This is a genomic window from Nocardia sp. NPDC051832, from assembly GCF_040681285.1.
Classification (GTDB): Bacteria; Actinomycetota; Actinomycetes; order Mycobacteriales; family Mycobacteriaceae; genus Nocardia.
Genome location: NZ_JBFAYL010000002.1, coordinates 1,231,245 through 1,255,996, shown reverse-complemented (window position 1 = coordinate 1,255,996; position 24,752 = coordinate 1,231,245). Strand labels below are relative to the sequence as shown.

The following is a 24,752-nucleotide window of genomic DNA, read 5'->3' as shown; positions in this document are numbered from 1 at the left end:
TCACTCCCCCGTTGCAGTTATCGCCGTGGCCGCCTCATCGCCTTCGAGATTGCCGGCTTGTATTGCGGGATTGGGCAGCGGGATCGGTCCGGACTGTTGGGCCGCCACCGGCACCTCTTCATGTTCCTTCTTCGCGGTGATGTGGGGGCACAGCGGCCCGCAGATGGTGCAGGGTGCTCCCCTGCGCAGGCCGTGCTGGATGAAGACGTTGCCTGCCAGACCGGGGTAGAGAGCGTGCCCTGTTTGGATCTCCCAGTCGTTGGCGCGGCGCGCCACACTGATCGCGCGCTGCCTGGCGATTTCGGGTTCCCACTGACGGGCCACGTCCAGAGCTGCGATTGCTACGCGAACCATCCGTACCGACGTTGCGGTGTCCGGTGCGGTGGGCATGGCGTAGTGCTCGTTGTGGGTGATCGAGGCAAACATATCGCCACCGTGCTGCCCTGCGGTAGCGACGCCGAGAACGTTTACGGTGTCGTCGAGAGTGACACCGTTGTCGATCACCATGGGACCGGCCAGCCACAGCGGCGCACCACCGAGCGCAAGTTTGTAGCTGGGGATGAGCTCCGGGATCCGTTGCAGTGGAATATGTCCACCGGCCTCACACAGCACCTGAACCTCGGCGCGGAGCGCTTCCGCACGCAGGAGGGAGAGCAGCTCGATCTCCTGCCATTTCAGTTCGTCGCCCGCGTCGGCGATCGCTCCGGGTCGGAAGATGTCCCCGAGATCGAGGACAACCTCCATGCTGCGGCAGATATCGAGGATGCCGTCGAAGTATTCGATCAATGGGTTCTCGCAGTGGTGCATGCGCATGTATCGGGCGATGAGTCCGCCACCGCGTGAGGTGGTGGGCATGATTCGACCGGACTTCTCGCTAGCCTCCGCCAGGGTTGGGGTGATGCCCGCGTGGATCAGCACGAAGTCGACCCCGGGGGTCAGGCCGAGTTCGAAGCGATCCAGGAATTCTGTACGGCCCAGCTTCTTTCGCGGATCAGCGAAGAGGTCGTAGGTCAGACACGCACCCAACGGGACACCCACGACCTCTTTCAGTTCGCTGCGGAGCGCCACCCCTTCAGGGTTTGTGGTGAGATCCATGACAGCATCTGGGCCCGCCGCCAAGATGACCGACATGCTATCGACGATGGCCTGGCGATTGTTGTCACGCGGGCCCAACCCGATCAGCGCGGTGACTTTGCGGCGCGTGTCTGCACCGACGAGCAGAGGACTGAACGACCCCATGTGTCGGCTCGCCATCGATCGAAGGAACACCATTGTTCCGTCCTTGACCCGACCAGCCGCAGCGACGGGATTCAATCCTTCATCGTGACAGATAGTCCTGAACTGGGAATCCGTTGCAAGATCGATCATTTCCAGGTTCCTTCCGGTCGGAGCTATTCCGGTTGCGATGTTTCGATGGGCCACGGGATCGGAGACAAGCTGGCGATCACTTGTGCGCATTGGCTCTCCCAGGCGATGGCGCGCGACAGAGCGTGGTCCCAGGCTTCGCGGATTGCGCTTGTGGTTGCGCCCTGCGAGATGAGTCCGATTTCGGCGCTGACGTATGCCTCGGCGAACTCGTCGGCGACCCGGCCGACGGCGGCTTCTCCTGGGCAGATGTGAGTGGTGACCCAATCATCAATCAGCGCAACAACTTCAGCCCTGCGACGGTCGACGCGACCTCTGGTGTCATCGATGTGGCGGACCCGGTGCAGGTGGGCCAACACGCCGGCCCACCGCAGGATCAGGTGATCGCCCGGCAGCACGCCCCGCGTACCACGGAAGGCGTCGATCAACTCCTGGACGCTAGGCAACATCAGCCGAGCGCCGGCACCCTCGCACAGTAGGGGTCTCATCTCCAGCCTCGCTCCTCGTTGTCGAGTCGCTGCTGGATTTCCCATACGCGGGGGCCTCTCGGCCGTTCAGGCCAGAGAACAACCGCCGCAGCTAAGAGCAGTCCCGCTGCCGTGGCAGCTGAACCGATCCACACAATCGCGGCCATGCCGGTGCCTCTCGATAGGGGCACTCCGACGCCGGATCGACCGCGCGGAACCTCTCTCCGCCAGCCGATTTCGCATATCCGAGATGAGGAAATCGCCACTGCCCGGCGTCGGGGTGCCGCTACTAGCGTCGCGAATTGATCGGTTGGTTCCAACGCCCAACGGGGCTAGTCCCAGCGGGGCTAGCGGAGATCACTGATTCGCTTCCTGGGCATGGAATCTGCGCTTAGGCTTATGACACCGCGAAGTCGGCCGACTAAGGGTGGACCATGGGAGCAGGGGGACGTTCCTGCCATATCTGTCGCGCAACAGTTCCGGCGGGCATTGCCGGACCCCGCTGCGTGTCATGTTCGCGTGCGGCAGGCTTTAAGCAATTGCTGCCAACAGACTTCTTCGATGCCCCCGCGATCAGAAATGCGCTGGCAGCCCATGATTTCCGTACCGTCTTTATCGCAATCCGAGACCACACCGGACTGTCACAAACCGATCTAGGTGCTCTGGTCGACCTTTCTCAGTCTCGCGTGTCCGCCGTCATCCGCGGAGAACGCCATCTGATCAGTGCCACCCTCATCGCAAAGATCTCGCAATCGTTCGGCATTCCTGCTCGACTTCTGGGCTTCTACTCGGATTCCCCGAGTAGCCTGACGTCTAGCTCCATAGCCGAAGTCGCTGAGTCGCAGCCGCGGGAGGTCCAGAACGCGCACTCCGTTGCTTGGGACTACCCAGACGAGGAGGACGACATGAAGAGGCGACAGTTGCTCGCCGGGGGAACCGCGGCGGGCCTGACCGCCCTAACCCTGCCGCTCCCGGCCCGCGTCAGCCTTTTCGATGCTCAGCGCCTAGCGGACAGAGTCGAGGGCTATGTCACTACCGACCAGACAGTCGGCGGGGGCGTGCTGGCCAAAGCGGCGCGGGTTGAGCTCAAAACCGCCATGCAGATACTGGAGACCGCCGACATCGAAAGCGCGGCCGTTCCTACGTTTACATCTGCGGTAGGCAACATGGCAGTCACCGCTGGGTGGCTGTTCTACGACGCGAACAACCAAGGCGAGGCCACCGCCGGCTACCGGGATGCGATGGCACTGGCGAACTTCGTCGGTGACGACGAGCTGGCGGCCCACACCTGTCTGAATAGCGCCCTCCAGACCATCACCCTGGCTCGGCGCGGTAGCGCACACCCCCGGGTCGCGCTTCGGCTGACGCAACGAGCCGCAGACTTGACACGGCGCCAGTCCTCGGGGCGAGTCCATGCTCTTATCGCTGCGCGCGAGGCTCTCGCGCACGCCTGTCTCGGCGATCGATCGGGATTTGAGCGCGCGATTGCCACTGCATGGCGCGAGATGGATCGTGCTCATGATCACGAGCCGCTCGATCGCTGCCCTGATTGGCTTAAGTTCATGTGCCACAACGAGGTTCGGTACCATGAAGCGAGCGGTGCCATGCACCTCGGCGACTCGACCAGATCGACGCAGCTGTTCGAACAGGTTGCGGCCGAACATGCTGCTCAACGCAACGCTGCCACATATCGAGCCTGGTTCGCGACTTCCCTGGCCGGCGTCGGCGACGTCGATACAGCAGTAAAGGAAGCAGACGACGTCTTGACCCGCATCGCCACCGCCAAGATCTCTTCGAGTCGAACGCTTCGCGTCCTGGAACCGGTTCGGGCCGCCGCCACCAAACTCCACCACTTGGAGTTTCAGCAAAAATACGATCGACTGTCGTCCCGAGTATGAGCGAGACAGACGTGCCGAAAGATGTCGTGCTGCAGCGATTCTCCGGAGAACAGGCCAAGGAAATTCGGGACACGATCGCAGACGTGCACGCCCGCGGGTACGCGGATGCGATCGCGACCGGAGATCCGTTCGACTCCACCGAAGCCTTCATGCAGCGCTTCGAGAAGTATTCCCTTAACCCGGGCTTTTCAATGGTCCTGGGCGTGATTGACGATGAGGCTGTCGGACAGGCATTCGGCTGGCCGTTAGCTGCTGGCACCTCCTGGTGGACCAGGCTGGTGCTCGCACCAGGACAGCCGCCCCTCGACGAGTTCACCGCCGAGGACGGAACAAGAACGTTCGCCCTGAGCGAGCTCATGGTCGACAAGAAGCGCCACGGACAAGGAATCGGAGGCATCTTGTTTCGCGCACTACTCACAGATCGCCCCGAACCGAGGGTGACCTGGATGGTCCATCCAGCTAACACGAATGCCTATGCGATCTACCGGCATTGGGGAGCCGAGCGCGTCGGCAACCTGCGACCAGGACCGGCACCGCAGTTCGATGTCCTGGTTCTCGAAAATCGTTGGCAGTAGCGTCCCGATGGGCATGAGGGTCGGCGCGGTGGCCGATAGGGGACCGCATCCGGTCGACACCTTCCCATGACAGCTCCTCGGCACGGAACCCGTAGGAAGCCCAGCAGTTTCACACGGATCCAGATCCTCGGAGAACCCCGCTACACCGGCCACCAGCGCGACGCCGGACGATGTCAGCCCAGTCGCCCAGCTAAGCGAGTTTGGATCGACAGCATCCGCTCGGAAACCAATGCCCTGCCCCGCGTTTGGACCATCGAACATTTCCGAGCCGAAGGAACTCCCGAAGCGCAGCTGCCCGGATACTCGGCGATGCATTCCTGGTTCGCGACCGAGCACACGAGGTCTGGCGGCGACCCCGCTGCCTTCCGGAATTCGGCATAGAGCAGTCATTCGGACGGACCACCCCCGGTCAAAGAACACGCACGATCATCAGGCAGATCAGCACGCTCGACAGGCCGCTGCTCCGCCGGTCGCGAAGCGACCCGCAAGCGGCGCGGGCTCAGGTGGTCAACGCAACACCTCTTCGAGTGCTTCTTATGGTGTGCGGAATCCCAGGGTTTGTCGAGGCCTGCCGTTGAGTTCGTCGGCGATCGCATCCAAGTCAACTTGACTGTATGTAGATGGAGTGCCAACCCGTGCTCTCGGTAGCAGGTCGACGAGCTCGTCAAGGTAGCGCATGGCGGAGTCGATGTCGATAAAATCCCCGTAGTCAATATCAAATTCGTCATCCGTGAGGTCGACATTGAACTCGTCGAGCTTCACACCAGCCAGCGACCCTGCGTCGACGGGTTCGGGTCGGCCGTGTTCTTGTTCCCTCGTGCGCCAGTCCGGCACGAGGTGGCTATAAGCGAGAGCACCTGTCAGTGTCGCAGCGCGAATCGGATGAGTCATCGGATCTGTGGCGTCCAGTTTCTCGGTCACGTGTGTCTGCAGGCGGTTCAGCGCTGTCGCGATCTCCGCGGAGGCCGCCTGACCCACCCCGACGCTCCACATGGCACTCCAATAACTCGCCAGGACGACGGCGTCATCGACAATGTTCGGGTGGTCGCTTCCACAGGCATAGTCAACGGCTCGTCGAACAAGGTCTTCGGCTCCAATGGCGATCCCCATGCCCCGGAAGCGAGCAATCGCCATCTCATAACACGCACGGAATACCAGGTCCGTCTCCTTGCCGCCGTCCGGGTCGACAAGGAAAGCCCCCATAAAGTCCAGCCACTCGGGCAAATCAGCGTTCGTGTCCTCATCCCAGGTGGCGTACCGCAGTCCGCGAGCAACTTCCCCCTGCGATGCCGGCGTCAAGGCCGCTGGCCCGCGGTTGCGCCGCAGATCCTCTAATAGATCGGCATACCACTCAGGTGCGGGGTCTCTTTCGGGCAGCGGAATCATTGAAGTTGGCAGGTCAAGATGGTGCTGGGCGACCCAGATGAGATCGGCTTCCGCGAGGAACGTCGCTATGTCAGCCCCACAGAAGATGTCGAGAGTAAGGTTGTAGGTTTCGCGGGCGATCGTCTTCAAGCCATGGGTGACGCCTTCGGAGATTGGGTGCACGCTGAAGAACGCGACATGGCCGACAGGGTCTGCATCCTTGGCACAGATACCAGCAAGGTCATCGAGGACTTTCTTCTTGAGCCCATCCCTTTGAACAGTGCATGCGACAACGATCGGCTTAGTCGAAGTAGATGCGGAGAATCCCGCGGAGTGCGGCAACTCGTCAGGGATTCGGGTTGTGAAGGTCTCGGCGTCGCGCTGTTGGTCACCGCCGGAGCTGACCGGCCCCGTGGCAATCAGAATGTTTGAGCTGATTCGCTTGCGCGCGATCCGGGTCGCGATCTCCTCGAACTCGTGGTGCTCGTTCCGGGATGCCATCTCGCTGAGCTTGAAGTGGATAAACGCCTCAGCCTCGGGGATGTTGGGTACGGTCACGCCTCGATTCTGCTCTTGTTACTCAATTCTGCTCTTGTTATCAGTCGATTCGAAATGTTCGGCGGGTTCGACGTCGATATCCATCAAGTCACCCGACTGACTCCAGCGCGACCGGCTCCAACCCGAACACCGCCCTCCGGACAAGCCGCAACCCGGACGTACTCAACAGGCAAACCCCCACCCTCGCGTCCGCGGGTTGACAATAGAGGGGAACCATGTGCGGATACTGCGACGGCCCCGAGATGCCCAGGGGCCTTTGATCTCAGCTAGGTATTGCCAGCCGCTGCGGACCGCGCGGGGGCGGCTCTGACAGCGCGCGAGGAGGCGTGGATGTCCGCCGGGTGGCTTCTGGCATCGTGATTCACGAACATCTGTGACGTGGTGGAGGCGACGATCCGCCACTGGGGGTTGGCGAAAGTGATGTCGCAGTTCTCGAACGACACCCGAGTACCCTAGCCCTCCGGACCCGACTCGATCCCCTTCACACCATCCGACGGCCCGAGGATTTGGCAATGGGATACCGCCGCGTCTTACGCCGCCGATCACTGGGGTCGGTCCGCACTCGACTCTTCTCCACCCAAGGCTGGCCGGCCTGGGGCGCACCCGCGGGAGGACGTTGCTGAGGCCGCTCTCCGGGCTTTGCATCGCCTCCCTGTGAACCTGCATCGGAGATGCCTGCTCGGTCCGCTCGCAACAGTCGCGATGTCCGGTCGAGCCCGATTGTTCCTGCTGCGACGGGTTTGCCGTCCAGTCCGGGATAGTGATCTACGCAGTAGTTGAGGTCACGATCGGTCGTCGGGTCATGCTTGGTGCGGACCTGGCGGTTCTCGCCGCAACTGACACATCGGCCGTTGAGATCGGCCGACTCGGGATCGGATGAAGAGCCTGATGGCAATGCAGGTTTGTGGCCTTGCGCTTTGACCCAGGAGGTGATGGCGTCGCGAGCCTGCGGGGTCGCGGCGGTACGCCATTCTTGGCGGTAGATGCCGAGACCGGGGCTGGGATGGTGTTCGGCGAGGTACTGCATGCGGGCTGCGACCGCTGTGCGGATGCTGTGGCCGACAGGTAGTTCGGGAACACAGGGGCGGCCGTCTTCGCGGCAGGGGCCGCAGAGTCCATCGTCGCCTCGGCCGGCTACGAGGCGGGGGGTGAGGTGGTCCATGCCAGCGCGTTCGAGGCGGCATGAAACACAGAGGCCGAAGCGAACTTTGGCGGCTGCGTCCTCGTCGTAGTCGCGTCGGTCGACGATGAGTTCCGCGCGCAGGGTTCCGGGGTCGGACCGCTCGTCTTTGCCGAGTTCGTCGTCGTAGGCTTCGGCGCTGTTGACTGGGGCCGCTAGTCGGTAGGCGGTCGCAGACTTCACCGGCGCTAGCTCAGTCTCTGGAACATGTTGGTGATCATCGGTTTTCGGTACGCATGCTTCGATCAGGGGCCGATATGGTTCGTTGTTTGCCCAGAGGGTACGCAGGTTCTTTAGCGCCAGTTCGTGAGTTTTGAATCGCAACGTCGTGGCGATCTCGACGATCATTGCCCAGGTCGGCTCGTCGACCCGGCTCTGGACGTGGCGCAGCTGTTGTTTGGCGGCGCTGAACTTCTGGGCATTGATGAGGGCGCGGATCGTTGCGATGGTTTGGGCGCCGGCATCTGCGCTCAACGGCGGTCTTGCAGGTTCGGCCATTGGCATACCTCCTCAGGGGACAAGCGATCGGGTTAGATGCGGCGGCCGTGGGGGCGGTTGCGCCTGGGTTGGCGCTGTAGGCGCTTGCGTCGCTGCCGTGCGGCCTGTTGGTGATCGGCTTGTACTGCGGGCGGGGTTGTTTGCGTGTCATGGACCGGCGGCTGGGCCTTGGGCAGCGATGCGATTTCGGTTTCCCCGCCAGACTGCGATGGTCGGATGGGGCGGATTTTGTGTGGCGTGCCTGCGCGGATGGCGTCGCGGATGCGCTCGCTCGAGGCGATCTGGGTGTCGTGTTTGGTGATGCGATGTTGCCAGTCGTAGAGCCGGCGGGCCGCGTAGTGAAGTTGGGCGCCGTCGTGATCGCCGTAGCGTCCTGCCGACCATTGTTTGAGGTTGTCGACGAGCTCGCCGGGTGTGCGGTAGCGGCCTATAGGGGTCAGTTCACCGGTGTGATCATCGTTTCCGGTGTGGCGCAGTTCTTCTGCCTGCCAGGGACGTTCGGGATCGGAGGGGTTCCATCCGACTCGGACCGCGCATCGGGGTTCGGCGCTGGCCGGATATTGGATGCTGAAGGCGTGCTCGTCGAGGCGGTGTCGTTCGGTGTGTGCGTCGTGGACCGCGGTGTCGAGCCAGCTGGTGGTGGAGGCGGGAGTGGTCGCGGCTCGGCGTTGTGCAGCGTTGTCGATGGTGGCGAGGTGGTCGGTGGCGTTGCGGCCGATGTGGGCGGCGAAATCGAGGGTTTGGTCCCGGAGGTCGTCGGCGTGGAGTTTGTGTTCGAAGCGGTACCGGCCGGCGTGGCGGTGGTTGGCTGCGGTGACGGCGTCGGTGTAGAGGTCGGTGAGGACGTCGTAGTGCAGGTCGTCGACGAAGGGTTTGCCGTCGGGTGCGCGTTCGCCACCGAGGGTTTCGGTCAGCTGGTCGAGCTCGGTGCGCAGGTCGTCGTCCGTGACGCCTCGCCCGGACAGCAGCCGAGATTCGGCGCCGCTGACGTAGTCCAGGGCGACGATCTCGACGTCGACGAGCCCGTCGGGGTGTTGCACGGATTGGTCATAGAGCCAGTTGCGTGCCCGCCACCAACTGGTCAGCTGGCCGAAGGCGACCTCTTCGGGGTCGTGCTGGTAGTAGGAGGCGAAATAGACTAAGCCGCTGGATGTCTCACGTTCGAGCAAACGACCATGGTTGGTCAATTCCGCGGCCTGCGTCACGCTGTTGATTTCGATCGTGCTCAGTCCTGGCGCAGGCTGTCCCAGGGCTAGTCGATACAGTGTTTCTCGGGCCTGGCGCGGCTGGTCGGCGAATCGCTGGACTTCGCTGGTGAGGAACTGCCACTGGGCGCCCCAGCCGCCGGGTGCGTTCTCCCACTGTTGTTGGATGTCCTCGGCTGCTTGGCGTAGACGGGCGTATTCGGTGAAGGATTTGACGTGCAGGCTGTCATGACAGAGTTGGTAGTGGCGACTGAAGGCCGCGCGTAGCGCTGCTTCGTTGAGAGGCGCGGGGGTGTCATCGCCGTTGATGTCCATGGCTGCGCCTCCTTGGCTGTGACGCGTTCTCCTTCGAACTGCGTTGTACTGAAATGGAATTCGACTGCGGTGACGGACAGTCGTCACGGTGACGACGGTGTGGCCGAGTGCTCAGTCGATGGCGTTGAGCCCGCGGGTTGGCCGAGCAATGTCGGCCTCGGGCGGGTCGGTCGAAGTGATCCAGCGGGTCAGGATCAGCTCGTAGGGTTTACCGGCCTGTATGGCGTCTCGAATCGCCGCGCTGGTCTTTGATGCGTGTTCGATTTCGGCCAGGTAGTCGTTCCACTCGTGCAGCCGGCGGGACGCATACGGGTGCACGGCGCCAGATCCACCGAGGTACGTTGACCGGCAGCGCTGTTCGACGCTGCGCAGCAATTCGTTCAGACTGGAGAATTCACCGATCGCACGGCGGTGGCCGGTCGGTGTGCCGTCACGACTCAGCCGTATTTCCTGCCCCTGCCATGGGCGCTGTGGGTTTGTCGGGTTCCATCCGATTTGGAGGGCGACGGGGGCACCGCGCGATATCCGGTACCGGATGAAGAATCCCGCCTGGCCCGGACGCTGTCTGTCGGCCCGGTACTTGTGGGCGCACGCGTCGAGCCATCCACTTGCTGGTGCGGGTGTGTTTCGTGCGCGCTCGGCGATGTCACGGTCGAGCGCTGCCAGATGGTCGGCGGAGGGAACACCGAGGCGGGCTGCGAGATCGAGGGCTTGGTCACGCAGATCGTCGGCGTGCAAGCGATGTTCGATCCGGTGCGCACTCGCGCCGGGATGGTTGGCGGCGGTGAACGCTGCGAGGTAGGCGGCGGCGAGTTCGTCGTAGCGCACCGCGGCGTGCAATTGGCCATCCGCAGCTGGGTAGTCGCTCAGGAGCCTGTTCAGGTGCGCCATTTCCGCGGCCAGTTCGGCGTTGGTGGTGGCGTTGGCGTCGATCAGTGGGTAATGCTTGCCGCTGAGGCAGTCGACGGCGACGATTTCTGCTGCGGCGTAGCGATTACCGGGGTGCGTCTGTGCCTGCTGTCCCAGCCATCGTCGGGCGTGCCACCAGCTGGTATGCAGTGTGAAGGAATCGTTGTTGTGGCAGAACAGCTCTCGGTAGGACGCGAAATAGGCCAGGGGTCCGCAGGTTCGCCGAGTGCTGTGCAGTGAGCGTCCGCTTCGGCCGGTGAGGCGGTCGGCCTGCAGCAGACTCGCGACCCGGATCTTGACCTGTTCGAGGTGGGTTCGCCCGAGAACCACTTTGCGCAGCAGCTCGTAGCGTGCGCGGCGCATGGCAGGGGGATTCTCGGCCCAACCTTGCACCGCGTTGTCCAGGAATTCCCACTCCGCCGCCCATCCGTCGGTGCGGGCCAGCCAGCGCCGTTCGTGCCGATCGGCGTCATCGCGCAGGTGGTCGTATTCGAGTGAGGTCACAGTGTTCAGGCTTGCTTGCCGCAGCGCGTACACGGTCTCGTAGTCGCGGCGCATCTCGGATTGCGTTGTGCCGGAATGTGTTCCGTTTGGATCATCCATTTTGTCCTCCTGTGCGTTGACTCCTCGCTGGTTGCGGTCCGTGACTGGCTACGTAGTGCCGAGGTCGTGGTGGGTTCGTGTGTCGAGGTCGGCGCGGATGTAGTCGTCGAGGCCGTCGAGGGTGGGTTGGGGTTGTGCGGTGAAGCGGCAGAGTCCGGGACGGCAGCCCGAGAAGTCGGAGTTGCGGGTGAGGCGCTCCACGGCGGGCCACAGCCATTGGGTGTGCCAGGCGATGGGTTCCTCGGTGGGTAGTTCGGGGTTGTCGCAGTCGCAGTAGTAGGCGGCGTAGTGGGCGGCCATGAGTGCGGTGAGCTCTTCGCGCACGCTCGGATGCCGGTACCAACAGCCAGGCACCCGGGAGCCGAGCTGGTAGGTCTCGCGCAGCCAACCCACCCAGTCGACGAGCTCGCGCCACAGCCGCGCTGCGCCCGACCGGCTCAGCTCGCGCCACGCGTAAGGCCCCGGGTGCAGGCCCGACGGATGTCGATTGTCGGCGTTCATGGCGTCGGCCTGTAATCATGTTGCGGGAGAAGAGTCTTCGGTACTGTTCTGGTGTTGAGGATGCGGTCGAATTGCGCGGTGGATGCCTGAACTTGCCTGCGCCACTGCGGGACTTCCCAGACGCTGGGCAGTCGCAACAGGACGGCGGGAGCGTTGCGGTAGAGCAAAAGTGCTTGCTCGGTGGGGAGTTCGCGGATTTCATCGGGGCGTAGCACGGTGTCGTCGTGGAGTTGGTAGCTACGTCCGCCTTGATGCAGGCTGGCCTCCCAGCTTCTGCGTTCGCCGATCAGGCGTGAGAGGCTGGCGAGTTCGTCGGTGCCGCGCAGGCCGGGCAGGATCAGCATCGCAGGTGCTGATTGGGCAAGGACGCGTCCGCCTTCTGTGCCCCAACGTAATTCGTTCTGGTCTTGGTTGTGCGCGAAAGCCCAGACGGTGATGCCTTTGCCGCCGGAGTCGGTCATGATTTGGGGCAGATCCGGTATCGGGGCGACGTTGTTGACCTCGTCGAGTACCAGCCGCACTGGCGGGTCGAGGCGCTTGCCTGGCCGGTGTTGGGAGGCGCGGTCAGCGATGTGGTGGACTTCGGCGGCGAGCGCGGCGACGAAGGGAGCCATCGAGCGGCTGCTGCCGCGTGAGACCAGATACAGGGTGTTCGCTCCGGAGAGGACGAATTCCTCTACGTCGAAGGAACCCGCAGGATCGATGTCGACAGCGTCGAGGAGTTTCGGGGACGCCAGGGGTTCGAGGAGTCGTGCGGCGGCGGCCAGGACATCGTCGGTGGACTCGCTGGCAGAGGAGAGGATTTGGTCGAGTTCGCTGGCCCAGTCCGGTAGTCGGTTGGCGAGGATGTCGACCGGAGTGCGGTTGCTGCGCGAGGAGATCCACACCCGCACTTCACGGATGCCGTGCCCGGCCAGCGCTGCGGCGTGCAAGCAGCAGCGCAGCATCGTGGACGCCTTCTGCTCGAAATAGGCCCCGTTGCGAGTGCCCTCCAACGGCATGGCGCGTGCGGCTGCGTCGGCACGGCGAATCGCAGTGTCCGGGTCGGTGCAACCCGAGAGCAGCGACCAGCGCAGGCACGCAGGCCAGCCGGTCAGTCCTTCGGGGTCGAAGATCGCCACTCGACCGCGAGCGGCGCGTTGCATGATGGTGGCGGCGACGAGGTCGGCTTTGGTGGTAGTGACGAGCGCGAATCCTGGTGCGTCGCAGACACGTTGGTAGGCGACCCGCCAGGTTTTGCCGGCGCCGGTGGGGCCATGGACGATCACGCCGTCACGGTGCTGGAGATAGACGTGATCGGCAGGGTTCTCAGCCAGGGCACCGACATCGATCGCGGCCGCGCTCGCTCGACGGTGGCCGGTCCGCCATCCGGGCCTCATCGCCGCCACCGCCGGCGCTGAGTCAGGCTGGGGTACTCATGACGCGCCTTGGCGAAGGCGCGTCGGCGGTCCAAGCCGACTCGTCGCAGGTCGGCGGCGCCGGCCAGCCCTGGGCGACGGCGTTTGCGCCAGCGCTTGTCGACCAGGTCGGAGAGGATGACGGCAGTCGAACACCACACGGCCGCAACGATTCCAATGCACAGCCAGGTCAACCACGCCGGACCCGGACGCGGATCACCCGGCCACGCCGCCGCGGGCGAGCCCGGATCGGCGATCAACCGGATCAGTATCGGCACCAGATTCCCCGGTCCAGCCACAACGAGGCCGTGACCAGCCAGCAGCCCCGACAGCGCTCCGCCGCCACAGATTCCGGCTGCGATCGTCGTCGCCGCGTACGCCGCGACAACAATGCCAGCGGGTAGAGCCGGTTCGCTGCGCACGGGATTGGGCAGCCCTCGCCCGCTGTTCATGCCCCACTTCCCGTCAAGGCGGTGCCGTGTCCGGCGTCGCCATGCTCGGCTGGGTCGTCCTGCGCCGAGGACGCGACGGGCTGGACCGAGGCCGTGAGCGGGCCGACGGATTTCGATCCATTCGTGGCGCTATCGCCTGCTGGGGCTTCATCGTTGGGTTCGGGTGCGACGGTGGGCTCGCACAGAGCCGACGCCTCGTTGACTGCTGGCTGGCCCGCCGATTCGACCGGGCGGGGTTCGGATCCGCCACATGGTCGCGGTCCGGCATGGACACCGGCACCGTCCGGGTGAGTTCGGGGGCATTCGGATGGGGTGGTCCCGCCAGGGATACCGGTGATCGCGGCGTCGGTGTCGGTGAGTAGTACTTCTTGGGGTGAGCGCAGGTGGGTGATCAGGAAGGGGTCTCGGCTGCCGATCTTGACCAGCGCCTGGCCGCGCCCGAGTCGCATCAGGATGTCCTCGGTTCCGGCCGGGAGCCGATAGAGTCGCACGGTTTCGGCGGCATCGTCGAAGCGGGCCTGGCCGAACAGCACCACGATGCTGGCCTCGCTCATCAACGCCCGCGCCGGTGAATCCGGCGGTTGATCAGCCGGATGGTGAAACGCCGCAACCGTCGAAAGCCCGAGCCCGCGTGAGAGTTTCGCGTTCCCGCGAAACACTTCGCCGGTCGATCCGGCCGCGACGTGCCAGCCTTCCTCCACCACAAGGATGGTCTGCTGGTAGCGCGAGGAGCGCCCTGCCAGCTTGTTGGCCAGCCATGTGTTGGCCGTGGTCATCACCACCCGCAATGCCGGACCGTCGGTCGGCAGGGCGCTGAGGTCGAAGTGCACCAGGGGATGGGTGTCGAGCGCGTCGCGCACCGCGGGACTGGTGGGGGCGTCGACGAGCCCGCACAGATCCCGCTCGGCCAGGCGCAGCAACGCCAACCCTGGCTCCACACCCCACTCCAAAGCTCGCTGTGACCAGCGTGCGCCGAAGCCGGCTCCGTCGTCGGTGTGGGGGTCGAGTAGTCGCATCGCGAGGTCGCGGATCACCGGGTCCCGGCCAGTGCGGCGAGCCTCGGATGTCACCGCGGACAGTCCCGCTCCGACCGCGGCCTTTTCGCGCTCATCGAGGGGGCGGCCCATGGCGTCGGTGAGTACCGCGATCACGAGTGCTTCTTGCCCGGCCGGGACGACGCCGTCGAGTCCGCCGTGGTGGTCGCCGCGGGCGCTGATGGCAGGGTCGAGCAGGTTCAGGCACGCACCACCGGAACCTCCGATCCGGAACCGGATACTCTCCGCGCCGAGCGCTTTCGCCAGTGGTGTGTACTCCCCCACTCCCGCTTGGGGCTTCTTGTCGAGGATGACGACTTGGCGGTCAGCGACCAGTTGGCGCAGGACGCAGACGGTTTTGATCCAGGCGCTCTTGCCGCGTCCGATGTCGCCGATGATGACCATGTTGATGCCGCTGGTGTCGCTGCCGTAGGAGGCGAAGGCGTCGACGATCTCGACTTCCTGCGACATCGTGTTCAACCCGGCCAGCACGCCGTCGTGGCGGGAACGCCGCCGGCTGGTGGCCACATTCCACGCCTCAGCTTGGCGGGTGGTCGTCCATGCCCCTTCTTGGCGTGGTTCGTACCAGCCGTAACGGTCCAGCCAGCGACGCCGCCGCGGCGCCCGCCTACGATCCATGACTTGCGCGGCCTCGCCGGAACACGGTGCATCGGCGCGGGTTGAGTTCTGTTGTCTTGTAACACTTTCAGAGTCAAGTGCTGAGATTCCTTTGGTGGGCCGTCGTTTCGGCATCGGCCACCTCCTTATCGGGTGTAGCGGGTAGCGGCCAAGCCACGACCCAATGGCAGGGTGGCGAACAGGGCGACATCGTGATCGCCGACCGCCCAGTCGATCTCGGCGATCGCGGCCTCGTTCGCGGCTTCGGTCACGCGCAGGCAGGCGCGCTCGACATCGTCGGGGTAGCGGCCTGTGACCGCGAGCGTCGCGGAGTAGATCGCGCCATGATGGCCGGATCCGGGGACCAGATCGGCGCGGCGACGGTCGGAGGCGCTCGCGAGGACTTCGGTGGAGCCATCGTCGAGTTTGCCCTTCTGCGCGTCCTTGGTGCGCCGTGCCTGGTCGGCGGTGAAGTCACCGCGCGCTGCGGCGCGGGCGATGTGCGCGGGCACGAAATCGATACGCACAGACAAGGTTCGGATGGTCGGCATCGGGGCGGTGTCATCATCACCCGGATCGGCTTCGACACCGGTCAGCACCGGCACCAGCCACAACGGACCCAGCGGGACAGGTTCGATCGCCCGCGCCGGGATGCGTCCAACGCGGGTACGCCAGCGGCCCTCGGCGCCGATTGCGACACTGTCGCGTCCGCCCACATAGGAGGGCCAGCAGCTCGCCCAGGCCGCGTCGCGGTGGCGCTCGATCTTGAAGCTGGGGTCGATCAAGGCCCGGATCAGCGCACACGCCCGCCGCTCCCCCAGCACGTCGACTCGGCCCATCCCCGCCAGCGTGAGAAGCCTTGTCGCACGTTCGGTTTCATCACGCACCAGCTGCGCGATCGCCGCCACGGTGGTGGCGTCCTTCGCCCGGGCAATGCGTGCGGTCTCGGCCATGAACGCGGTGGTCTGCGGAATCCGTAACACGATCACCGACCGGTGCTCCTCGGCCAACGGCACGGCGAGATCGATGAGCGCGCCATAGGATTCCACCGCCGGCGCCAGCCTCGGATCAGCGAGTTCGGCGACACGGGACTCGGCCCAGCCGATGTGCTGAGTCATGTCATGAGGCACGCTACGGTGCAGCAACTGAAGCCCGCGGATGTGGGAGCTCGACCGCGCCATCTGCGCCAAGAACGTCCCGAACGCCGACGAGGAGGCGGCGTAGGCGGGGTCACCGCGTAAGCCGTCGGCGACGCCTTCCACGGCCAGGATGGTGCAATAGCTGGTGCGTTCCCCGGGGTTGGCAGTGCGCAGGATGAACATATCGTCCAACCCTGTACCGGCGACCGGGAGCGGGGCGGTGTTGCCCAGCGGCGGCGGGAACTCCCAACCCGGATCCTGGAGAGGGTCACCATATTTCGGATCATGGCGGTGGCGGAAAACGTGCTCGCCCCGGCGACGGCGCAACCAGGTCCGAGCAGTATGGAGTCGGCTCGCCGCCCACGACGGCTTGTTCCGCCACTCCATGGTCGCGGCGAACACCGCCGCCAACAGCGCCGCCGCCGCGGCCAGAGCCCAGCTCGCACCGCCAGCCAGCAGATACATCACCACAGCGGTGGCCACTGCCAGTGCCCAGCTGGTCAACACGGGACGCGAAAGCCCCAGCCACGAACGGCGTGCGATCTCACCGCCGAGAATGCTCGTCCGTTGATTCATCACTTCACCTCCGGCTCCGACTCGGCCTCACCCGGCGCGGACTCGGCCACCGAACGGGCCTTATTGAGCGCTCCGCCCGCGGCTTGGGCGGCGATCGGTGCGGCGATCACCCCTGCCGCCAACGCGCCCTTCGCACCCATCCGCAGCGCGGTTTTACCCTTGCCGGTGATGGCTTTGCTCGTGCGCCCGACCCGGCTCCCTCCGGTCGATCCAGCTGCGGCGCTCGTGGCGGTGCGGCTATTGAGTTGGTTGCCCAGACGGGCTTCTGTCGGTGAACGGCCGTCGCTACTGCCGGCCGTGCGCCATCCCGGATCCCCTTCCCCGCCTTGTGTTTCGCTCATGGTTGAGTTTGCGGTGCGCGTGGTTTCGGCCCTGGTACCGCGGCCGCCGGCTGCACCACGGCCGTGCCACAACATCGCTGACCCGGCGCCGCTGGCCGCTCCGGCTATCAGCGAGCCCGATTGTCCGAACCCGGTCGCGTCCGAGCGCGAGGGCAGCAGCGGCGCGTAGCGCAGCAGCGACCACGGTGCCATCCCCGCGACCGCGAAAGCCACGATGATCAAACACAATCGGCTCAATCCGCCGAGTTCCTCCGGGCCCACAGTGTTGGTCAATGCGGCGTTCATCAAGCTGGTGAGCGTGCCGAGCAACAAGAACAGCAGCGGCTTGGAGATCACGACCGCCAGGAACACCAGCACCGGCCGCAGAGCTTTGCGCCGCCACTGCGGATGCACCCACATCCCGAACCCGATCCCGGCGGCGACAGCCAGGCACGGCAACGCGACCTGGTGCACCAACAGCCCGAAGAAGACACTCAGCACCGCGACGATCAACAACAGAAACAGCAACAACCCGACCAAAACGCCGCCGGTCAAACTCGTGTCCGTCAGTCCGGCGGTGAACTGCTGCAACTGGTTGATCATCGCGCCGGTCTCTGGGCCAGAGGTGGCGACGATAGCGTCGGTCGCTGCGTTCGCCGCGTCCACCAGCATCGAGGCGAACAGCGGCGCGAACAGCATCAGCACCAGCCCCGCGGGCAGGTAGGCCACCAGATCCGCGCCGATCGTCTTCAGCGTCTGACCTTTCGCCGCGGCGCGCCACAACGCCAGCAACGTCATCAACCCCATCACCGCAACCCCGATACCGGTACTCAACGCATACCAGCGCAGGAACCAGGGCGCACCCGGATCGAAACGACCTGTCGCTGAGAGTCCGTCGAGGACCTGGGCGGTCAGATCGACGGCGCTGTCTTTGGACGAGTTGGCCCAGTCATCGATCACCGACTGCGGGTCCTCGATGAACCGGATCGTGGCCGCCGCCGCATCCCACAGCCAACCGAACGCCTCCACCACCGCGGCACCGGCAGCGACGACCGTGCCGAAAACCGACTCCCGGAATCGATCACCGAAAGTAGTGTTGGCGTCTATCCATCTCCCCGTGCCGACAAATAAGCGACCGACCGCGCGATTCCAATCCAGACACCGCGACTGATCACCAGACTGACCGTCTGCCTGACCACAATCTGCGAAAAAGGCGTGGTTGCAGTACATTCCATGCTCGGAACACGGATCGGTCCAGGCGCCAAAGGGAACGAACTGGAACTCCTCCGCGCCGACATGCTTGCGGATCGCCTGTAGAGAACTTTGGTCCGGGGTTGTGGCCCAGGTGAATCCCCAGGCGTTCTCGGCAGGACCGGTCCACTCTTTCAGGTCCTCGGCGCACGCCGAGGGCATCGCGAAGGCTTGGTCGGCTGCCGGGAACACGCGGGGTAGCGACTGCGGCAGCGGTTCGGTTCCGGGCGCGACTTCAACCCCGGCGAGCTCCTTGCGTTTATCCGGTGTCGCCGACCAGTAGATGAGGCGGTCTTCTACCGCCATCACCGCGTTGATGTACGCGCCGATGTCCCCGCCCCGATCGGCACAGGCACCGCCGAACCAGGGCCCTGCACGAAATTCGTCAGTGCCGTCGACGAATCGGCGCAGATCGGCGGGAAAACCTTGAGGTAGCGCGCCCGAAGGGACCGGCTGCGCCGGTTGCGCGGCGGCGATGCCACTGCCCAACGTGACGAAAAGCCATGCCGCACACAGCAGTACCGTGGATAGTCGGGTCAGCATGTCACGAACACTCATGGCACCACTCCCCCTCTCAGTTGACGTAGATCGAGTAATGGCCCGACTCCAGTGGCTGGCCCAGCGGTGAGTCCTTCGTGATGTTCGTCAGTTCCGAAGGGTCCGGTCCGGTCTTGGACTGCGATTCCTTGGCTCGCCAATCGCTCTGCTCCCACACCAGATCCACGGTGTGCGTCGACCAGATAGTCAGTACCGAGATCGGTGTCTGCGGGTTGATCTGCGAGCGGGAGACCGCCATCATCCAGACCGCCACGCGCGCGCCCGATTCTCCGAATCCGGCGACGCTGACAGCCGCCGGCATCACATTGACGACGCTGGAGTTCTCGGCTCTGTCGCGTGCGCGGTCAATCGAGCGGCGCAGGTTCGGACCCGGGTCACGGGCGATGAGCACAGTCTCGACCGCGCTCATCGCGACCCGGCCCTCACCCGCTTGAAAGAGGGCTTGCACGATATTGACTGCGGCAGTGGCCGCACCTTCACGGTCGCGGCTGTAGCCGACCGGGACACCGTCACGCACATCTCTCGGGCCGTGGGGCAGGCGCACCGACTCGCCGGAGTCGACTGTGCTCGTGGTGTCGTCCGCGCACTGGTTGAGAATGAGCAATCCGGTGACCGCCAACGACACCGCGATCACGCCCGCGATCAGGATTTGACGTGGAGTCCTGGTTCGGCGGGTGGCTCCGGCTGGTTCGGTCGATCGTTCAGGACTTTCGGGGGTGAGGTCACCGAATCCCTTGGCGTTCCAACTCATGAAGAGCCTCCTTTGCCGCATCGCGCGGATCAGCGAATCAGGTCACGTCGGCGAGAAGCGCACGTCAGCCGCCGACGACGAAAAGGACGGTCGCTACCAGCGGAGAGGCTGCGGCCACCAACGCCACCGAGATCAGGGCGTCTTGTAGTTCTTCGGAGCCCTCGGACAGGTCGTTCGCGTACCCACGCGATTTGGCGCGTTTGACCTTGAACGCGCCGACGATGACCCGCACCGCGCAACCGATGATGACCAGGGCCCAGACGAACGCGATGATGCGTTTCCAGGTGGTGTCCAGCGTTCCCGAGAGCAGCCCGAAGTCCGGTGCCACACCGTCGAGGGGATTCTGAATCCCCTGCGCGGAAGCCGCAGGAGCTCCGGCCAGCGCCAGCACCAACGCTCCCGCCCAGAGGATCAAGAGCAGTCGCAGCTGGCGGATAATCACTGGTGGTGCAATGGGTTTGAAGTTCATGACGAGCCTCCGATCGGATTAGCTTCAGCGTGGATCTGTCTGGCCTGGGTCGGTCGGTGTCACCAGCCCGCGGTATAGGCACTGTCGGTGTCCCAGCCGCGCGGCACCTGGCGGTTACGGCCGAAGCTGTCGGTCATCGTGTATTCGGGGCGCTGTCGAGACGTCGCCCTTCGGCGAGGGTCGAGGTCGGGACGTGAGTCAGGCACGAAATCGGTGCCCAGCGGCGCCATGTGTGTGCCGAGCGCTTCGGCGAGCCCGTCAGCAACCGCGGCGGCAACATCGGCCCACGCCCGCACCCCACCACGGCCCATGCGGGACACGACGATCCGCTCCCCCTCGGCCAGCATCGGATCGAAAGGCACCCGGATCACGCGCTGAACACCGGCGCGGTCGAGCGCGGCCAGCGCCTGCTCACCGCGGCGCGTGCCGGGTTGCTCGGCGAACACCAGCACCGCCCGCGCCGCCAACGCGATATTGCCGCTCTGGGTCAAGCCATCGAGAAGCCGAAGCGCGGCGACAACGCTGTCACGGCGCGCGGTCACCGGCACCACCAATTGTGTGGCGTGCTCCATCGCCCAGGCGAACGCGGGCGAGCGCTCGTTGCTGGCGGTGTCGATCAGGATCATCGAGCGGTGCCGACGCAGCACAGCCATGATCGCCGCGCATTCCTCGCGCCCCAGAACCGCGGTGGCCGCCGGCGTCTGATCGGAGGCCAGGACCTCGTCGAGGGTCGGCTGACGTTGCAGCAGTCGCCCCAGCGCGGAGGCGTCACGGTTGGGCGAGCACAGTTCGCGGGCGTGGGCGAGCACATCCCACACCGTTTCCGGGCCCTCGGATACCGTCGCACGGGCAGCGAGGGTTCCGCAGGCTTCGTTCGCGTCCCAGGCCACCACCTGCCCGCCGCGGATCTGGCCGAACAGCGCCGAGAGCACAACGGTTGCCGGTGTCACCCCGGAGCCGCCTTTGGGGTTGGCGACCGCGATCACCGATGTACCGGGCAAAGGTTGGCGGATACGCGCCACAGCACGCCGGTACAAGACCTCCGGGCCCGAGCGGTTGGGCTTGAGCCGTAGGCCGAGGGTGTTGAGGCCACCACGCCAGCCCCAGCGGGCGGGGTCGGTTTCGATCCCGGGCGCTGGTTCGAGCAGCATCGCCAACCGCTCCTCGCGCGCGTCCGCGAGCTCCTGTTCCGAGACCGCTGGCGCTGGCTCGTCACCGATGCCATAGGGGTCGTCCGGGATCGGCTCTTCGGAGGATTCGTCGGGTCCGGAATCATCGGTGGCCGCTACAGTTTCCATGGGTGGGCGGATTCGTTGACGGCGCAGGTTGACTGGTTCCTCGGCTGTGTACTCCGTGTTGTCGGTCCCGTTCAAGTTCGGTGCGCTGGGTTCGTCCATGGGCTCGTCCTCCTCGAAGTCAAATAGCGTTGCGGTTGTTCAAGCCCTGCGTGGCCGAGTCGGGCCGTGGTCGGGTTCTGGTGCGTCGCCCGCCGCGTAACGCCTGATGTCCCACGTTTCGGTAGACCATTGCGACAAGGGTGAGTAGCCGACGGGGACGCCGAATGTCGCTGCGTGCAGGACGGTCTCGACCCCTCCGATGACTCCGGCGTAGATCGCGACGTGGTGGGAGTCCGCGTCGCCGGGCTGGGTGAAGAAGATCAGGTCGCCGAGGCGTTGTTGGCCGCGTGGGACTGCGACCGCGGTGGGGTGCTGGAGTTGAGATTGGGTGTAGTGCGGCAGCGTGATTCGTCCGCCCGAGGCAATGTGGATCGCATGCAGGGTGAGGCCGGAGCAGTCGAAACCGCCCTTGCTGGGGCCGTTTTCGTCGCCACCACCCCAGACATAGGGTTGCCCGATCCAGCGGTGCGCCGCTGCAAGAACACGCTGTCCGAATCCGTCGCCAGAATGGGGGTCGCAGCCGACCGATACCGTGCTCGTTGTCGAGCCGAGCGCTGCGAGTAGCTCGGTGACGCGCTCGGTGTGACGGCCGTAGGCAGCGGGGACGGCGGAGCGTTCGACGGCCTGGGCGAGCTCCGGGGCGGGGACCTGAGCCCAGCCGGGGATTGCGGTGAGCTGGTCGTAGAACCAATTCGCTTGGTAGGCCGGCGTCATCAGCTGCGCCATCCCGACCGACCCCCAGATCGAGGCCCGCAGCTGCCAGGGCCCGACCGAGTCGTAATCGGCTCCCACTGCGTCATGGGGGTACCGCAACGATTCCGGCACACCGGAATTGGCGTAGTTACGGAAATCGCTCTCCGCCGCCGCGGCCAACAATGCCGCGGTGATTCCCCGCTCGTTGATCCCGCGCTGGCGGCCGACGTCGATCGCGGTGCGGGCGATACCGAGCTGGTTCTCGGTGTAGCCGGCCAGCGTCGAGGTCAGCGCGGCGGGCCGCGGCATCGCAATCTCGACCGGTGCTGCGCGGCGTGAGGTGCGGGGAATGTTGGGCAGGCAACCGGGTTCGGTCGTCGGAGTGTCTTGGGAGCCGAAGACGATGAGCCCGGCGGCCAGGGCCACTCCGGCCACCAACGCGGCCAGCAGTGGGGCGGCCATCACAGGGCCCCGTTGGCGTGACGGATCCGCCCGGCGAACCAATCAACGAGCCAGGCCACCGTGTTGCGCTGCCCGTCGACGAGATGACGCTCGTAATCCTGGTGCACACCCGAGGCGAGGAACGACGCCGCCGATAAGCCCTCGCTGGCCAGCTGAGCCAGGGCGTCGGCGGTCTGGGTGCCGGTCGACTCGGTCAGCGCCCGTGCCGATCCGGCCAAGCTGGCTGTGCCGCCGGAGGGGTTGGTCTTCTCACCGGTGAGGGTGTTCAACGCGATCTCGGCGAACCCCAGCATGGTCGGCGCCAGCGCCGCGACGCGCGTAGCGAGCTGAACGGGGTCCGCTCCGGTGGTGAGGGTTTGGGCGATCCCCCAGAGGTCTTCCTGGAGTTTGCCGAGTTGGCGAGCCAGAGCTCGTATGTCGAGATTTTCCAGAAGTTCCACGACCAGGGCGGCGACGTCGGCGACACCGGTGGGGTCAGGGATCAACGCGACGAACTTCGCAAGCAGGCCGAGATCGACGCCGTCGGCCATCGCGACCAGTGGCGCGAACTGGTTATTGAGCTCACCGAACAAATGTTGTAGTCGCGAAACCTTTTCCGGAAGAACGATATTCAGATCGACGATGGTGTTCGTCAGTTTCGTGAGCGTGTCCACGATCGCTGGCAGGCTCGTCACAAGATCGAGGCCGTGGGTGAGCACGTTGGACACCTGGCCGACCAATGCCGAGGGCTTGGCCAGCCCCAGCACACGCGAGGCCTGAGCGAGCCCGTTCGGCGAGGAGTTCGTCAGCGAATCCGCCAGCGGGGCAAGCGAATCCGCCAGCCGGTTGGCGGCCTCCGCGGGATCGGTGCCGTCCGGCCCTGCCAGTTCCGACAGCGCCGTCCTCGCGGCCAGAAGATCCGACTCCGACACACCGGTCACCAACTCTTGAGGAACCTGCGGGTTCTTCACCGAATCCTGTGCGCCCCCTGAAGTCAGGAGTTGGGTGGCCCAGGCGGACAGTGGGCCGAGCGTGGTGCCGACCTGCGCGGCCGCCCTCGACAACGCGACCGCGTCGAGGGGCCCTCGAGTGGCGGCTGTGACCAGGTTCGCTACCGCGGCGGGTAGCGCGGCCAAATCCACGCCTTCGAGATCGGTGACCAGCGATCGGGTCAGATCGGTTTCGTCCCCGGGTCTTTCGGGCTCGCCGGAGGTCGGCTGAGAGAGCACACGGCCGAGCTTTGCCAGGATGGGGTTCGCTCTCGCCGAGGTCGCGCAGTACTTATCCTGAGGAGCGCAGATCTGGGCGGTGACCGCCGAGACCCCGCAGAATCCGCTCTCGCGCGGACCAGCGATCCCCTGCCCGTCCACTGCCGGCCCGACCAGTTTTCCGCCTTCGGTGCCTTGGTGCGGATCAGCCACCAGTCCGACGGCCAGGATCCGGTCGGCGGGCACGGGATCGGCGGAGCAGCCGATCGCGGCAGCCACATCTCCAATCGCGTCCGCACCCTGGCTGTAGCCTGCCAACACGAATTTCGTTGCCGCGCACCGCTGCGCGTACTCGATGATCACCCGTCGCGCCGCGGCCACGCCGGTGGCTTTGCTGTCGCCGTAGGCCATTCCGTCGAACGCGGCGGCGGCGTAGGCAGGGAAGCGAAACTCGAATCTCGTCTCGAATCGCTGCGCCAATTCCGTCGCCACCGGGCCGAGCAGCCCGACAGCGCGAGTTTCGTCTGCGCTCGGTCTCGTCTCCCACGTCCCCGGGACGAATACTCCAGCCACAGCCGGGCATCCACCCGTCCTTGCAGCGTGGGAAGGCGTGGCCACCGCCGCGCCCGCCCCTGAGACAGCAGTCACGCTGATTGCGGCGGCGGTCATGAGAACCAGAGCGCGGCGTCGCCTCCAGCACTCGGCCGGTCCACGAATTGCCCTGTGGTTCATAGTGATAGCCCCCTGCGGGACTTCACCCATTCCTCGACGACAGACGCCTCGAGCAGTAGCGGCGAGTTCGACGCGTCACCGGCTTTCCACGCCTGTGAATACAGCGGGTGTCCCGTCACTCGCAGGTGCCGGATACGGTCGGGCGTGTGCCCGGTCCGGTCGCTGATCTGGCGGATATTCAGCACGCGATCGCGGCGCACGCGCCCGCAGTGCTCACATGAGTTTTCCGGCATAGAACTCACCTCCGAGAATGTCAGAACGAATTGCGCTGCGCCGC

At 65.2% G+C, this 24,752-nt stretch carries 20 protein-coding genes; 2 read left to right on the top strand and 18 right to left on the bottom strand.

Annotated features, from left to right (window positions below; genetic code table 11):
• Nucleotides 1–1,368 (bottom strand): phosphomethylpyrimidine synthase ThiC, encoded by a 1,368-nt coding sequence (locus tag AB0M14_RS15695; RefSeq protein WP_364994598.1) that lies wholly within the window; start codon nucleotides 1,366–1,368, stop codon nucleotides 1–3.
• Between the two features lie 23 nt (nucleotides 1,369–1,391).
• Nucleotides 1,392–1,793: a hypothetical protein gene (locus AB0M14_RS15690; RefSeq protein WP_364994595.1), complete on the bottom strand. Its 402-nt coding sequence runs from the start codon at nucleotides 1,791–1,793 to the stop codon at nucleotides 1,392–1,394.
• 578 nt (nucleotides 1,794–2,371) lie between these two features.
• On the opposite strand from AB0M14_RS15690, the gene AB0M14_RS15685 reads away from it, so the two are divergent.
• Both AB0M14_RS15685 and AB0M14_RS15680 read left to right on the top strand, forming a co-directional pair.
• Nucleotides 2,372–3,730: a helix-turn-helix transcriptional regulator gene (locus tag AB0M14_RS15685; RefSeq protein WP_364994592.1), complete on the top strand. Its 1,359-nt coding sequence runs from the start codon at nucleotides 2,372–2,374 to the stop codon at nucleotides 3,728–3,730.
• The gene (locus AB0M14_RS15680; protein WP_364994589.1) at nucleotides 3,727–4,305 is read left to right on the top strand and encodes a GNAT family N-acetyltransferase; all 579 of its coding nucleotides are present in this window, start codon (nucleotides 3,727–3,729) and stop codon (nucleotides 4,303–4,305) included. Before AB0M14_RS15685 ends, AB0M14_RS15680 begins: the two co-directional genes overlap by 4 nt.
• Nucleotides 4,306–4,839: 534 nt before the next feature.
• Here the strand turns inward: AB0M14_RS15680 and AB0M14_RS15675 are convergent.
• The 16 genes from AB0M14_RS15675 to AB0M14_RS15600 form a co-directional block, all read right to left on the bottom strand.
• Nucleotides 4,840–6,228, bottom strand: coding sequence for a hypothetical protein (locus AB0M14_RS15675; protein ID WP_364995879.1), 1,389 nt, complete (start codon nucleotides 6,226–6,228; stop codon nucleotides 4,840–4,842).
• 481 nt (nucleotides 6,229–6,709) lie between these two features.
• Nucleotides 6,710–7,906: a hypothetical protein gene (locus AB0M14_RS15670; RefSeq protein ID WP_364994588.1), complete on the bottom strand. Its 1,197-nt coding sequence runs from the start codon at nucleotides 7,904–7,906 to the stop codon at nucleotides 6,710–6,712.
• 32 nt (nucleotides 7,907–7,938) lie between these two features.
• Complete coding sequence (locus AB0M14_RS15665) at nucleotides 7,939–9,426, bottom strand: hypothetical protein (RefSeq protein ID WP_364994585.1); 1,488 nt, start codon at nucleotides 9,424–9,426, stop codon at nucleotides 7,939–7,941.
• Between the two features lie 111 nt (nucleotides 9,427–9,537).
• Nucleotides 9,538–10,938 (bottom strand): hypothetical protein, encoded by a 1,401-nt coding sequence (locus tag AB0M14_RS15660; RefSeq protein WP_364994582.1) that lies wholly within the window; start codon nucleotides 10,936–10,938, stop codon nucleotides 9,538–9,540.
• A 48-nt stretch (nucleotides 10,939–10,986) separates the two neighbouring features.
• Nucleotides 10,987–11,439, bottom strand: coding sequence for a hypothetical protein (locus AB0M14_RS15655; RefSeq protein ID WP_364994579.1), 453 nt, complete (start codon nucleotides 11,437–11,439; stop codon nucleotides 10,987–10,989).
• Complete coding sequence (locus tag AB0M14_RS15650) at nucleotides 11,436–12,707, bottom strand: TraM recognition domain-containing protein (RefSeq protein ID WP_364994577.1); 1,272 nt, start codon at nucleotides 12,705–12,707, stop codon at nucleotides 11,436–11,438. The genes AB0M14_RS15655 and AB0M14_RS15650 overlap by 4 nt, the downstream gene beginning before the upstream one ends.
• 107 nt (nucleotides 12,708–12,814) lie before the next feature.
• A complete protein-coding gene (locus AB0M14_RS15645; protein ID WP_364994574.1) occupies nucleotides 12,815–13,288 on the bottom strand; it encodes a hypothetical protein in 474 nt (157 codons plus the stop codon).
• Nucleotides 13,285–14,850: an ATP/GTP-binding protein gene (locus tag AB0M14_RS15640; RefSeq protein ID WP_364994572.1), complete on the bottom strand. Its 1,566-nt coding sequence runs from the start codon at nucleotides 14,848–14,850 to the stop codon at nucleotides 13,285–13,287. Before AB0M14_RS15640 ends, AB0M14_RS15645 begins: the two co-directional genes overlap by 4 nt.
• A gap of 236 nt (nucleotides 14,851–15,086) precedes the next feature.
• Entirely contained in the window at nucleotides 15,087–16,655 is a 1,569-nt protein-coding gene (locus tag AB0M14_RS15635) for a hypothetical protein (protein ID WP_364994569.1), read from the bottom strand.
• Nucleotides 16,655–18,784, bottom strand: a complete 2,130-nt coding sequence (locus tag AB0M14_RS15630; protein ID WP_364994566.1) for a hypothetical protein — start codon at nucleotides 18,782–18,784, stop codon at nucleotides 16,655–16,657. Before AB0M14_RS15630 ends, AB0M14_RS15635 begins: the two co-directional genes overlap by 1 nt.
• A 16-nt stretch (nucleotides 18,785–18,800) precedes the next feature.
• Nucleotides 18,801–19,535 carry a hypothetical protein gene (locus tag AB0M14_RS15625; protein WP_364994564.1) on the bottom strand — a complete coding sequence of 245 codons (735 nt, stop codon included), beginning with the start codon at nucleotides 19,533–19,535 and terminating at the stop codon, nucleotides 18,801–18,803.
• Nucleotides 19,536–19,599: 64 nt separating this feature from the next.
• Complete coding sequence (locus tag AB0M14_RS15620) at nucleotides 19,600–20,004, bottom strand: hypothetical protein (protein WP_364994562.1); 405 nt, start codon at nucleotides 20,002–20,004, stop codon at nucleotides 19,600–19,602.
• Nucleotides 20,005–20,063: 59 nt separating this feature from the next.
• Nucleotides 20,064–21,161 carry a hypothetical protein gene (locus AB0M14_RS15615; protein WP_364994560.1) on the bottom strand — a complete coding sequence of 366 codons (1,098 nt, stop codon included), beginning with the start codon at nucleotides 21,159–21,161 and terminating at the stop codon, nucleotides 20,064–20,066.
• 279 nt (nucleotides 21,162–21,440) lie between these two features.
• A complete protein-coding gene (locus AB0M14_RS15610; RefSeq protein ID WP_364994557.1) occupies nucleotides 21,441–22,556 on the bottom strand; it encodes a C40 family peptidase in 1,116 nt (371 codons plus the stop codon).
• Nucleotides 22,556–24,316, bottom strand: coding sequence for a cutinase family protein (locus AB0M14_RS15605; protein ID WP_364994554.1), 1,761 nt, complete (start codon nucleotides 24,314–24,316; stop codon nucleotides 22,556–22,558). The genes AB0M14_RS15610 and AB0M14_RS15605 overlap by 1 nt, the downstream gene beginning before the upstream one ends.
• A 155-nt stretch (nucleotides 24,317–24,471) precedes the next feature.
• Entirely contained in the window at nucleotides 24,472–24,708 is a 237-nt protein-coding gene (locus AB0M14_RS15600) for a hypothetical protein (RefSeq protein ID WP_364994552.1), read from the bottom strand.
• Nucleotides 24,709–24,752: the final 44 nt, after the last annotated feature.

What these genes read in the sequence shown, in the direction of transcription:
- AB0M14_RS15660 (WP_364994582.1), bottom strand. Translation starts at nt 10,938, where the DNA reads ATGGATGATCCAAACGGAACACATTCCGGCACAACGCAATCCGAGATG.
- AB0M14_RS15645 (WP_364994574.1), bottom strand. Translation starts at nt 13,288, where the DNA reads ATGAACAGCGGGCGAGGGCTGCCCAATCCCGTGCGCAGCGAACCGGCT.
- AB0M14_RS15610 (WP_364994557.1), bottom strand. Translation starts at nt 22,556, where the DNA reads ATGGCCGCCCCACTGCTGGCCGCGTTGGTGGCCGGAGTGGCCCTGGCC.
- AB0M14_RS15670 (WP_364994588.1), bottom strand. Translation starts at nt 7,906, where the DNA reads ATGGCCGAACCTGCAAGACCGCCGTTGAGCGCAGATGCCGGCGCCCAA.
- AB0M14_RS15620 (WP_364994562.1), bottom strand. Translation starts at nt 20,004, where the DNA reads ATGAACTTCAAACCCATTGCACCACCAGTGATTATCCGCCAGCTGCGA.
- AB0M14_RS15625 (WP_364994564.1), bottom strand. Translation starts at nt 19,535, where the DNA reads ATGAGTTGGAACGCCAAGGGATTCGGTGACCTCACCCCCGAAAGTCCT.
- AB0M14_RS15695 (WP_364994598.1), bottom strand. Translation starts at nt 1,368, where the DNA reads ATGATCGATCTTGCAACGGATTCCCAGTTCAGGACTATCTGTCACGAT.
- AB0M14_RS15655 (WP_364994579.1), bottom strand. Translation starts at nt 11,439, where the DNA reads ATGAACGCCGACAATCGACATCCGTCGGGCCTGCACCCGGGGCCTTAC.
- AB0M14_RS15600 (WP_364994552.1), bottom strand. Translation starts at nt 24,708, where the DNA reads ATGCCGGAAAACTCATGTGAGCACTGCGGGCGCGTGCGCCGCGATCGC.
- AB0M14_RS15635 (WP_364994569.1), bottom strand. Translation starts at nt 16,655, where the DNA reads ATGAATCAACGGACGAGCATTCTCGGCGGTGAGATCGCACGCCGTTCG.
- AB0M14_RS15630 (WP_364994566.1), bottom strand. Translation starts at nt 18,784, where the DNA reads ATGAGTGTTCGTGACATGCTGACCCGACTATCCACGGTACTGCTGTGT.
- AB0M14_RS15665 (WP_364994585.1), bottom strand. Translation starts at nt 9,426, where the DNA reads ATGGACATCAACGGCGATGACACCCCCGCGCCTCTCAACGAAGCAGCG.
- AB0M14_RS15680 (WP_364994589.1), top strand. Translation starts at nt 3,727, where the DNA reads ATGAGCGAGACAGACGTGCCGAAAGATGTCGTGCTGCAGCGATTCTCC.